This window comes from Trebonia sp. (assembly GCF_030042015.1).
GTDB lineage: Bacteria > Actinomycetota > Actinomycetes > Streptosporangiales > Streptosporangiaceae > Trebonia.
This window is the reverse complement of the sequence record NZ_JASIAL010000065.1, coordinates 1-11319: the sequence shown is the minus strand read 5'-3', so window position 1 is coordinate 11319 and position 11319 is coordinate 1. Positions and strand designations below refer to the sequence as shown.

Here is an 11319-nt window from a genome sequence, read left to right as displayed (position 1 = left end):
ATCGGGCCGTACGCGGGGACCGTGACGGCCGACGGCGACGAGACGTGCGTCCTGGACACCGGGTCCGACAGCCTGGAAACGCTGGCCGTCTACCTCGGGATGCTGGGCTACGACTTCCGCGTGCAGTCGCCGCCGGAGCTCGCCGGGCACCTGCGCGCGCTCGCCGGCCGGTACCGGCGCGCGCTCTCCTGAGGGTTTCTCCGGCCTCCTGTTGCGATCTCGGGAAGTTAAGGGGCTGCGTCGCCGCTCCCTCGCGTGCATATCACCTGGTCAGCTGATGTGCGTGTGAGCAGTGCGGCAAGGGCGTGGCAGGCTGGCCGGGGCCCGGGCGGCTGTCCGGCGGCGGTCTCAGATAGCGGGACGGCACCGGGAACTTAGGACCCGGCCCGCAGCTTTATTGCCCGTTTTATACCGATTTCCGGATGCCGCTCGGCTCCTATCTTGGCCAGCGCCCGCGGACCGCGCCCGGTATGGGTGGTTTGTCCGCCGCGGGCTGGGCGGCTTAAGTTCCTGCCGGGGCCCCGCCACCGACACCGTCGCGATGCCAAGGGCGCTACGGCTTCACTGTTTCACCGTCGCGCCCTCGGCCTCGATGTCGCGTTCCCGCACGGCAAGCCGCAGCCGCTCCCGCGCTAGTTCTGCGAACCGGGCGTCGGTCTCCGCCACGTAAGGCCTGCGCCCGAGCGCCACCGCCGCCACCGAAGCCGACGCCAGGCCGCCGAACGGCTCCCACACGACATCACCCGGCCCGGTCACCGCGTAGATCATGCGCTCCATGAACTCCAGCGGCTTCTGGTTCAGGTGCGCCGCGCTTGCTGCCGTCGGCTTGTACACCCGCGGTGCCGCCCGCCGCATGGTCCCCTTCAGGCGCTCGCCGTCGTGCAGCGGCGGCCTGCTCCACACGTTGGTGAGCCCGTGGGCATGGTTCCACCGGTAGCGCAGCGCATCCCACGCCTTGGCCGTCACCGGGGTCTGCCCGTCGAGCGAGAAGTACGGCCAGCCCGATTCGATGCCGCGATCGTTGGCGTAACCCGCCAGGCGCTCCATCATCTGCCCGGGCGGCCAGTACCAAAGCCAGTCCCGCGTCAGGTATTTCCTGGTGGCGGCGTTCTTCACCCCGCACGCCTTGTTGGCCACGGACAGCGGAAGGCCCGACCGCAGCCATTCGTGGCGCAGCCATTGCCGCACCGGCATGCGCCCGTCCGGTCCATCCAGCTCCAGGCGCCGCTGATAGAGGGCGCACACCTCGGTGACGACAGGGAACCGCCTGATCGTCTTGCCGTTGACGTTCCCGGCGATGTGGGCCAGCCCCTTGTCCCACGTCACGGTCTGGACGTAGTCCCACCCGTGGGCGGCCAGCAGCGGGTGCACGGCCGCCCACCCGATCTCGGTATTCCAGAACCAGAGCGTCGTGGCCGGATGAGCGGCCCTGCTCCACTGCTCGACATGGGGCCGGTACCATTCGGTGAGGCCAGCGGGCCCGGTCGTATCCCCATGAAATCCCCGGACGCCGTACGCTCCGTCACTCACGATCGTGGCCGGGACGGGCCAGCCGCCGTAGGCGCCCAGTGCGTCTCCGCCGTGCATTACGTAGGCCTCGTCCGCGCCCCGAGTCTCCATGGCAACGACCGTACTGCGTCCCGGCGCCGCCACCACGTGCCAATCGCCGGCGGGCGCGGCCAAACCTCAGGCCCTGCTCGCGGCTTTGCCGGCCGTCGGCTCGGCCTCGTCGGTCTCGCCCATGTGGCTCGTCTCATCCGTCTGGCTTGTCCCGGCCGCTTCGGTGTCACGCGGGTCGCGCGGCAGGGCCCAGGCCAGGACGGCGAGCGCGGCGGCGACGCCGAGCTGGATCAGCAGGCACTGGCTGATGGCCGCGACGAAACCGGAGCGGGCGAGCGCGGCGAAGAAGACAGTGCCGATCGCGGCCACGCCGATCGCGCTGGCCAGTTGCTGGACCGCGTTCAGCACGCCGGAGGCCGAGCCGACTTCGTCATCGCTGACCGACGCCAGGATGAAGTCGAACAGCGGCGCAATGAGCATGCCGATGCCGGCGCCGAGTACGAGCTGGGCCGGGATGAGCTCGGCTGAGCTGGTCGCCAGCCCATGCGTGCCGATGACGCTGCGCAGCAGGAACGTTCCGATCGCCATGAGCACGGCGGCGACCTGGAGCGCGCCGCGCCCGAGCCGGGGCACGACGACTGTGGGGGCGGCCACCGCGCCTGCCGCCGAGCCGGCCGCGAACGGCGCGAGCGTGAGGCCGGCGTGAACGGGCGAGAAGTGCTCGCCGAATTGCAGGTACAGGGTCACCGATAGCAGCGTGCCGGCCATTCCCGCGAAGAACACGACCACGCTGGCGAGCCCGGCGCTGAAGCCGCGGTGCCTGAACACGCTGGTCTTGATGAGCGTGCCGCGTCCCCGCATGCCCTGCCGACGGCTCCAGGCCGCCAGGAGCCCGGCGGTCAGCACGCTCGCCGCCATCATGAGGTACGTCCACGCCGGCCAGCCGGCCTCGCGGCCCTGGATCAGCGGGTAGATGAGCAGGCCCATCGCTGCCGCGCCGAGGAGAGTCCCCGGGCCATCGGGGCGCGGTGCCCGCGGCGCGCGGGACTCCGGCATGATCCGGGCGGCGCCCACCGCCGCGACAACCGCGAGCGGCAGGTTCACCAGGAAGATGAGCCGCCATCCGGTCCCGAACGCGTCGAGACTGACCAGCGCGCCGCCAATGATCGGCCCGAGCACCGCGGACAGCCCGATGACCGGGCCGAAGACGGCGAAGGCACGGCCCTGTTCGGCCGGCGCGAAGACATCCTTGACGATCCCCAGGCCCTGCGGGATGAGCAGCGCGGCGGCGGCGCCTTGCGTGAGGCGGCAGCTGATCAGCATTGCCGGGCTGACCGCGAGGGCAGCCGCAAGCGAGGCCGCGGCGAAACCAGCCGCGCCGATCACGAACAGGCGCTTGCGCCCGTACCGGTCGCCGAGCCTAGCTCCGGTGATCAGGCCGACGGCGAACGCCAGGGAGTACCCGCTGATCATCCACTGCAGCGCCGCCGCGGTGGCGTGCAGTTGCGTCCTGATCGTGGGCGCCGCCACGTTGACGATCGATCCGTCGAGCAAGTCCATGCACTCCGCTGCCAGGACGAGGGCCAGCACTGCCCACCTGCGCGGATGGCCGGCATCGGTGTGAGCCATCACTCGTACCCCTTCCCGATGTATATTCCGAACAATGTTCGTTCCTTTATTACGAACACCGTTCTACACTGGGCGCCATGGGTACGTCAAGTCAGGAGAAGCCGCCGGCGCCGGCGGCCCCCCTCCCGGCCGCCCCGCCGCGGGTGGCCAGGCGCACGTCCGCGAGAGGGCGGAAGCCGACGCTGTCGGTCCCGGTGATCGTGGCGGCGGCCATCGAGGTCCTGGACGAAGCCGGCTTCGCCGGGCTGTCCATGCGCCGGGTAGCCGGCCGGCTCGGTACTGGCGCGGCCTCGCTCTACGCGCACGTCTCCGGCCGGGAGGAACTGCTCGAGCTGGTCTTTGACGCCCTCGTCGGCCAGGTCAAGCTGGAGACGCCCGACCCGGCCAGGTGGCGTGAGCAGGCGCACCGGCTGCTGCGTGACCTGCGCGACGTCCTGGCCTCGCACACCGACGCCGCCCTGGCCGGACTCGGCCGGGTGCCGACGTCTCCGCAGACCCTGGCGGCCGCCGAGGTGCTCACGGGGGTGCTGCGAGCTGGCGGGCTGTCGGACCGGGTCATCGCCCTCGGCTTCGATCAGCTCATCTTGTACGTATCGGCGTTCGCGTACGAGGCTGGCCTGTACCGCAAGGCTGATCCAGCCGAAATCGAGCGTTACTTCGCCGGGGTTCACGCCTTCTACGCCGGCTTGCCAGCCGGCCGGTATCCCGTGCTGACGGCGATCGCTCCGCTTATGACCGGCCCTGATGCCGATGATCGGTTCGAGTTCGGGCTGAACGTGCTCATCGCCGGGCTCGAAGCGGCCAGCACCGCGGAGGCCGCGCAGGCGCGGCAGGAACATTCGCCAGACCACGGCGGGCAGCCCTGACTTCACCTAGGCTCTTCCCTGGGTTAGGACTGTGCTGTACGGTGGTGGCCGGACAATATGTCCGGCGAAGGGCCGCGCCGGAAAAGGCCGGCACTCGGTTTCAAACCGCTGATGGCGGGCAAACGAGGCACGTTCGGTTGACTGGCGAGTAGGAGCTGCTGGATGCCGGGGCCGATGCTGCGACACATCGCTTGGCGAGCGGTGCAGTTCGCGATCGCCGCTGCCGGGATTTTCATCGTCCTAGTGCTGTTCTCACGCCAGGCGCACGCGGCAACCAATCCAGCGTCGGCCGCTGTGCCGACGGTGCCGCTGTCCGCTGCCCCCGCGGTCACGTCGGCCGTGTCGCCGGTCACTTCGGTCCTGTCGCCGGTTACGTCGGCCGTCTCGCCGGTCACGCAGCCGGGTTCCGGCGCGGGCGCCGCCCCCGGTTCCGCGTCCGCCGCACCGGCCGTCCCGGCCATCGTCACGGGCGTTCCGCCGGCCGTTCCGGCCCCAGTCACGGTGACGGCTCCCGCCGCCACGACGCCGGGCGCCGCCACCGGCGCGCTGGCCCCGGTCGTGTCCACCGCCGCCGGAGCGCTTGCCCCGGTCACCGCCACCGTCACCCCGGTTGTGAAGACCATCGCGACGACGCTGGCCCCGGTCACCGCGACCCTGGGCGGCGTCACCAGCGCGCTGGCCCCGGTCGTGTCCACCGCCGCCGGAGCGCTGGCCCCGGTCACCGGCCCGCTGGCCCCCGTCGTGAGCACGGTCACGACGACGCTCGCCCCGGTCACCGCGACGCTGGGCGCGGTCATTGGCGGAACAGTTCCTGTGGTGTCGACCGGGGCCGGCGCCCCGGTCACCGGGGTGGAGCCTCCGGTCACCGGGGTGGAGCCTCCGGTCACCGAAGTGCAGCAGCCGCCCCGCTCTGGGACGCATGGCGCGCCCCCGACGGATAGCGGCGCGCGCACGGGGGCGTCCGGGGCAGGAGCGACTGCGCGTGGCACCGGGGCGTCAATGTCCGCCGCGTCGTCGGGGGCAGCGCCGGCGCCGTCGGTGCCGGCGCTTCCCCGGCCGCCGATCGGGTCGGGCGGCGCTCCACCGGGCCCGACTGGGGCCGGCGCCGGGAGCGGCAGCGGCGGGAACGGCGGGGGCGGAGCGCAGGGCGGCGTCGGCGCCTGCCTGACCGCGCTGATCACGCTGGTCTTGCTGCGGCTTTCGCGTCGTGCGGGCGCGAAGCCAGTCTGGCGCTCGTATCTGCCGGAGGTGCCGCCGGCTTAAGTCCTTTCCTTCCTTACCGGTTCACGCCCTCGGCGTCCGGACCAGGCAGCGTCCGGCGCTGATCCCTGAGGAAGGAAAGTGAAGGCACCGTGCGTATGTGGACGAAGTCCGCGTGCGTCGTGCTCGCCTGGACCATCCTGATCATCCTGGTGGCGGTCAGCAACAAGGGATCCGTCCACCGCGCCCAGGCGAACATCAGCACCGCGAGTAGTACTGAAATCACCCTGACCAGCATGCAGAGCCGAGTCACGGCATCGCTGGCGGCGGCGAGCCCGGCCGCCAGATATGTCGTGCAGCCCGGTGACACGTTGACCGGCATCGCGACCGCGCTCGCCGTGCGCGGCGGCTGGCCGACTCTCTACGCGGCGAACCGGCCGGTCATCGGCCCCGATCCGAACATCATTCTCCCCGGCACCGTGCTGGTGGTCCCCGGCGTGAAAACCCCGGTCCACTACACGGTCGCGGCCGGCGACACCCTGTCGGGGATCGCCGCCGCGCTCGAGGTACCCGGCGGCTGGCCGGCTCTCTACGCGGCCAACCGGCGGGTCATCGGTCCGGATCCGAACTTGATCCGCACCGGAACCGTGCTCACGATCCCGCGCCCGGCGGCACCCGCACCAGGGGCGGCATCCCCTGGCCGCCGCGTGCACACGGCGCCGCCCGCCAGCCGGCACCGTCCCGCCAGCCGGCACCGTCCCGTGCCACGGGCGACGAGCGCGCCGGCCGCCGCCGGCATGCCATCGTGGCTGAAGATCGTGCTGGTGGCAGCGGGCCTGCTCATCGGTGCCGCCTTCCTCGCGGAAGCGGTACTGGGGGCAGGCCGCCGGCGCCGGCGGGCGGCCACCCGGCGGGCGTGGCTGGCTCCCGGCCAAGCCGGCCAAGAGCCGGTCTCCGCGCCGCCCGCCGCGCGGCAGCCTCGCGTCGTCCTTGTCGACCATGACCGCCTCGTCGTGACGTGCAGCATGGGCGACGGCACGGTCTACGTGCTACGGCCTCCGGGCACGGACCCGAAAGCGATCATGCGGGTGGCCCGCCTGGTGCTGCCGGAGGGTCACTACCGCGAGCTCGCCGGGGAGCTGGGGTTGCCCGCCAGCTGGCCGTGCGTGCTCGCCGACTACGACCGGCTTGTCGTGACGTGGAACACGGCGGACGGCACGGTCTACGTACTGCGGCCCCCGGGCACGGACCCGGAAACGATCATGATGGCTGCCCGCCTTGTGCTGCCGGAAGATCCCTACGAGGAGCTTGCCGACCAGCTCGGGGTGCCAGCCAGCTGGCCGGCGGGGTGACGGTGCGCGGATGCGGGCCGGGGCGGCGCCCCGGCCCGCATCCGGTCCTTCGGGTGAGCGAAGCCGGGAGGCCGCGCTCACCGGTCTGTCGGCTCCGGCGAAGCCTTCCTGCGCAGCGATTCGACCAGCGCCGCCACGTGACGGCGGTCCTCTGGCGTCAGCTCGTCGATGCTGGCGATCAGGAGTTCCCTGTCCGGGTCGCCCGGACGCGCGGGCGCGGCCGGCGCCTCATCGTAGTAATGCATTCCCGTGGACTCGGCCGCGGCGGCGCGAACCGTGGAGACCGGCACGTCAAGTCCCCGCGCGAGCGCGTCGATCGTGGCCGGGCGTGGCGGCCTGACCAGGTTCCGTGTCGTGGCCAGGGTGTAAACGGTGGACCGCGGCAGCCCGCCGCGCCGGGCCACGTCGCCATAGGACCAGCCACGCTCATACAGCCGCTGCCTGATCAGCCGCTGCAGGGGGTTGATCACCTGCACAGGCGCGGCAGCGGCGTCATCTTCTAGCCCCACAGGGAGATCCCGTTCGTCTCCCGCCGCATGCGCCGTCATACCCACCAACCTAACCCGTCGTCGCCGTTTTCAAATCATCAGCGATTCCCCAGCGTTGACTGCCCCAAGACCATACTGTACGGTGATAACCGTACAGTATGTACGTTGGAAAGCGTACATCACAACGCCGCCCGGCACCAGAGCTGCCGGGCGATCCCTCGCGGCTCAGCTGGGTACCAGGGAACGCGGGGGCAGGCCCCGGACCTCTCCGGCCGGGGCAGATCCTGTCCGAAGGAGGCTCCAATGTCCACAGAACCTGCTGTGTCGATGCAGGATCTCGAGTTCGAACACGCCGAACTGCTCCCCGGCCGGGAGACCCTCTGCTGTGGCAACGGCTACCAGGGTCACGGCTACAGCTACAGCTTCACCCAGGTCGGCTACGGCAACACCGCGCAATCGGGGCTGATCAACATCTCCGCGTTCAACGGCAGCTTCGACAACATCCTCAGCCTGGGCTCGGGCAACATCCTGTAGCACGCGCCCGGTTCAGCCCGCTGCGCTGTCGCCCGGCGCGGCGGTACGGGAGGGCCGCCCGGCTGCGGGGCAGGGCGGCCCTCCCACCTGTTCCGGTCCCGGACCACCGCTGCGCCGTTCGCGCGTCCCCGCCGCACGCGACCAAGGGAGCAGACCCGTGACCGCAGCCGCCCTGCCGCCGGCCGCCGAGCCCCCAGCACCGACCAAGGCGCCCCAGACATCCCAGATGCCCCAGGCGCCCCGGCTGGCCGAGGGCGTGCAACTGCTTGGCGAATACAGGGATTCCGGCTACAGGCAGCCCCCATCGCTGGTGCGGCGGGCCGACGGCCAGGTCATCCAGATGTCGCGGCTGCTGTACCTCGTGGCCTGCCGGATCGACGGTTCTCGCAGCCTGGCCGCCATCGCGAACCTCGTCAGCGACGATCTCGGCCGGTCCGTCAACGCTGAGCAGGTCCGGTACCTGATCGCCGCGAAACTGCTGCCTCTCGGCATCGTCGCCGGTCAGGGCGCTCCCCCGGCCCCGCCGAAGGCCACCCCGATGCTGGCGCTCAGAGCCCGCGGCACGCTGCTGCCCGAGCGCGCCGCGAACGCCGTCGGCGCGCTGCTCCGGCCCCTGTTCCGCTGGCCCGTCATCGCGGCCGTCGTCGTCAGCGTCGCGGCCGTCGACTACTGGCTGTTCGCGGTGCACGGGCTGGGTGCCGGGCTTGGGCAGGTGCTGCGCGACCCGATGGACCTGCTCCTCGTGATCGGCTTGTCCCTGGTCGCCGCGGCGTTCCACGAGTGCGGTCATGCGGCAGGCTGCCGCTACGGCGGCGCGCGGCCCGGCGTGATCGGGGTCGGCATCTACCTGATCTGGCCGTCGTTCTTCACCAACGTCACCGACTCCTACCGGCTCGGCCGCGGCGGCCGGCTGCGCACCGACCTCGGCGGCCTGTACTTCAACCTCATCTTCATGCTGGCCCTGGCCGGGGTGTACGCGGCCACGTCAGCCGAGATCCTGCCCCTGGTCATCGCGCTCACCCACCTGGAGATGCTGGAGCAGCTACTCCCGTTCGTCCGCTTTGACGGCTACTTCATCCTCAGCGACCTCGCCGGCGTGCCAGATCTGTTCGCCCGCGTCGTCCCCATCCTGCGCGGCGTCCTATCCCGGGGGCGCGGGGACCGGCGCGCCGGGGACCTGCGGCGCTCCGCCCGGATCGTGGTGACGACCTGGGTGTTGCTTGTCATCCCGCTGCTCACGCTCACGATGGGGTATCTGCTGCTGCGCCTTCCGCAGATCAACCGGGCGCTGTTTCGCTCCGCCAGCGAGCAGGCGCACCTGGCGACCGCTGCGCTCGCGGCGCACCGCTACGCGGCTGCCGCGGTCGGCTCGGCCGGCGTCGCCCTGGCTGCCCTGTCGGTGGCCGGCTCGGTCTACATCGTGTCCGGGATGGCGCGGCGCGCGGGCGCGCTCGGCAGGCGCTGGTCCTCCGGCCGCCCCGCCTGCCGCCTCCTGGCCGCGCTCGCGGCGCTGGCCTGCGCGGCCGCGCTGGCCGTCGTGTGGGTCGCGCAAGGTCAGTTCCGCGGCTGGTAGCCGCCTGCGGCTACGCTGGCAGTGTGACCCCGCAGGAGCTCGCCAACCTCGCGCGCCTGCGCCGCGCCCGCGATCTGATGGACCGCGAGTACGCGCGCTCGCTTGACGTCGCCACGGTCGCCCGCGTGGCGCTGATGTCGACCGCGCACTTCTCCCGGCAGTTCCGCGCGACGTACGGGGAGACGCCCTACGCCTACCTGATGACGCGGCGAATCGAGCGGGCGAAGGCGCTGCTGCGCCGCGGCGACCTGTCGGTCACGGAGGTCTGCATGGCGGTCGGCTGTACGTCGCTTGGCTCGTTCAGCGCGCGCTTTACCCAGCTGGTGGGCGAGGCGCCGACGGCGTACCGGGCCCGTGACCACGGCGCGCTCGCGCGTGTGCCCGGCTGCGTGGCCAGGGACCTCACCCGCCCGAGCCGCGGACCGCGCAAGCGCGGAGGAGCGCCCGAGGCGCTGGCTCGCTAGTGTTGCGGGCATGGACCTCACTGTTGCCCGTTGCTTCGTCCTAGTTCACGACCCTGACCTCGCACTGGCTTTCTACCGCGACGCACTCGGCCTCGAACTGCGCAACGACGTCGGCCGCGGCGGCTTCCGCTGGATCACCGTCGGCGCCGCCTCCCAGCCCGGCGTCGCGATCGTCCTCACGAACTACCTGAACGGCAGCCCCGCCGACAACGACGTGCTCGCCGCCCTCATCGCCAAGGGCGCACTCAATGGCGTCCACTTCAGCGCCGACGACCTCGACGCCGCCTTCGAGAAAGTGCGCGCCTGTGGCGCCGACATCGTGACCGAGCCGGCCGACCAGCCCTGGGGGCCGCGGGATTGCGCCGTGCGCGACCCGTCCGGCAACCTGATCCGCATCGAGCAGTCGACCGCCGCGTGACCCGCCCGCCGTACGCCGCGAATTGCGTGGTGGCAGGCGGCAGCCTGGTCGGCCTGGCCGCCGCCATCGCGCTGTCCGGGCTCGGGATCAGCGTGACCGTGCTCGAGCGCACCCCGTCCCGCGCCCAGGCTGGCGGTGGCGGTCTGGGCGTGGACGTCGCCCTGCTGCAGCGGGTGACCGGCATCGGCGATGAGCCCCCCGTCGTGCACGGCAGCGACCGCGACACCACCGCCTGGCACTTGCTGCAGGGGTGGCTGGAAGACCATGCGCTGCGCGGCGGCGGGATCACCGTGCACCGCGGAACCCAGGTGACCGGCGTCCAGCCGGGCGATGACCGCCAGCCTGCCCGCGTCGTGACCGCCGATGGCGCGGAGTTCCCGGCTGACCTGGTGATCGGGGCGGACGGGGCGCGCAGCACGGTCCGCGCCAGCGTCGCGCCGGACGACCCGGACGCCCGGTACGCCGGAGTACTGCTGTGGCGCACCCTGGTAGCCGAGCAGGCCCTGCCCGACCGCGTGGTGCGGCCGCGCCCCGGTGAGCCGTCCCGGGAGGTGTACGCCGGCCCCTACCGCCTGGTGACGTACCTGGTGCCCGGCGCGGCAGGCGAGACGGGCACCGGGCAGCGCCGGCTCAACCTGGTCTGGTATGACCCGGAGCAGGGCGACCTGCTCCGCAGCCGGGGCTTGCTCGCGGGACAGACGATTCACGGCAGCCTCGCCCCAGGGGACATGCCAGGACCGGTGCGGGAGCGGCTCGCCGCGTTCGCGGTGGCGAACTGGCCGAGCCCCTGGCGCGAGGCGCTGGCCCTGGCCCTGGCGGACGGGACGGTGTTCGGCACCCCGATCGTGCACTACAAGCCGCGGCGGCTGGCCCGCGGCCGGGTCGGGCTGGCCGGCGACGCCGCGCACGCCGCCAGCCCGATGGTCGGTGGCGGGTTCCGCGAAGGGCTCTACGACGTGGCGGCCCTGGCCCGGGTCATGGCCGGGCTGACCGATTCCGCGGCGATACCTGCCGCACTCGGCCGCTACCAGGAACTGCGCCTGGGCCCGGCTGTCCGGCACGTCACGGTGAGTGAGCGGGCCACGGCCGCCTACCTGGCCCGCGCTGATGTCGGTCCCGCCCGCTGACCACACGCCCGCGGTGACGCTTTGAGACTCGCCGGCGAAGTGCGGGACGCTGAGTTTCCGCTGACCTGAGGGCACAAAAAGCCCTGGTCCCTTGCGGGAACCAGGGCT

General features: G+C 72.0%; 12 protein-coding genes. 9 read left to right on the top strand and 3 right to left on the bottom strand.

Annotated elements, in window-relative coordinates:
• The coding region (locus Q1N79_RS03260) for a WYL domain-containing protein (protein ID WP_367185025.1) at positions 1-192 on the top strand (192 nt) is incomplete at its 5' end.
• A 369-nt stretch (positions 193-561) separates the two neighbouring features.
• Here the strand turns inward: Q1N79_RS03260 and Q1N79_RS03255 are convergent.
• Positions 562-1620 (bottom strand): DNA methyltransferase, encoded by a 1059-nt coding sequence (locus tag Q1N79_RS03255; RefSeq protein ID WP_300604123.1) that lies wholly within the window; start codon positions 1618-1620, stop codon positions 562-564.
• 66 nt (positions 1621-1686) lie between these two features.
• Complete coding sequence (locus Q1N79_RS03250; protein ID WP_300604120.1) at positions 1687-3189, bottom strand: MFS transporter; 1503 nt, start codon at positions 3187-3189, stop codon at positions 1687-1689.
• Between the two features lie 77 nt (positions 3190-3266).
• On the opposite strand from Q1N79_RS03250, the gene Q1N79_RS03245 reads away from it, so the two are divergent.
• From Q1N79_RS03245 to Q1N79_RS03235, 3 genes are all read left to right on the top strand, one after another.
• Positions 3267-4055 carry a TetR/AcrR family transcriptional regulator gene (locus Q1N79_RS03245; RefSeq protein WP_300604119.1) on the top strand — a complete coding sequence of 263 codons (789 nt, stop codon included), beginning with the start codon at positions 3267-3269 and terminating at the stop codon, positions 4053-4055.
• A 174-nt stretch (positions 4056-4229) separates the two neighbouring features.
• The gene (locus Q1N79_RS03240; RefSeq protein WP_300604116.1) at positions 4230-5318 is read left to right on the top strand and encodes a hypothetical protein; all 1089 of its coding nucleotides are present in this window, start codon (positions 4230-4232) and stop codon (positions 5316-5318) included.
• A 95-nt stretch (positions 5319-5413) separates the two neighbouring features.
• Positions 5414-6607, top strand: a complete 1194-nt coding sequence (locus Q1N79_RS03235; RefSeq protein WP_300604129.1) for a LysM domain-containing protein — start codon at positions 5414-5416, stop codon at positions 6605-6607.
• 77 nt (positions 6608-6684) lie between these two features.
• On the opposite strand, the gene Q1N79_RS03230 is transcribed toward Q1N79_RS03235, so the two are convergent.
• A complete protein-coding gene (locus tag Q1N79_RS03230; RefSeq protein ID WP_300604113.1) occupies positions 6685-7155 on the bottom strand; it encodes a helix-turn-helix transcriptional regulator in 471 nt (156 codons plus the stop codon).
• A gap of 243 nt (positions 7156-7398) precedes the next feature.
• Here Q1N79_RS03230 and Q1N79_RS03225 point away from each other — a divergent pair, with 243 nt between their 5' ends.
• From Q1N79_RS03225 to Q1N79_RS03205, 5 genes are all read left to right on the top strand, one after another.
• Positions 7399-7629 (top strand): hypothetical protein, encoded by a 231-nt coding sequence (locus Q1N79_RS03225; protein ID WP_300604110.1) that lies wholly within the window; start codon positions 7399-7401, stop codon positions 7627-7629.
• 157 nt (positions 7630-7786) lie between these two features.
• Entirely contained in the window at positions 7787-9202 is a 1416-nt protein-coding gene (locus Q1N79_RS03220) for a hypothetical protein (protein ID WP_300604107.1), read from the top strand.
• Positions 9203-9279: 77 nt separating this feature from the next.
• Entirely contained in the window at positions 9280-9666 is a 387-nt protein-coding gene (locus Q1N79_RS03215) for a helix-turn-helix transcriptional regulator (RefSeq protein WP_300604126.1), read from the top strand.
• A gap of 10 nt (positions 9667-9676) precedes the next feature.
• Positions 9677-10084 (top strand): VOC family protein, encoded by a 408-nt coding sequence (locus Q1N79_RS03210; RefSeq protein WP_300604104.1) that lies wholly within the window; start codon positions 9677-9679, stop codon positions 10082-10084.
• Positions 10081-11211: an FAD-dependent monooxygenase gene (locus Q1N79_RS03205; protein ID WP_300604101.1), complete on the top strand. Its 1131-nt coding sequence runs from the start codon at positions 10081-10083 to the stop codon at positions 11209-11211. Before Q1N79_RS03210 ends, Q1N79_RS03205 begins: the two co-directional genes overlap by 4 nt.
• Positions 11212-11319 lie beyond the last annotated feature (108 nt).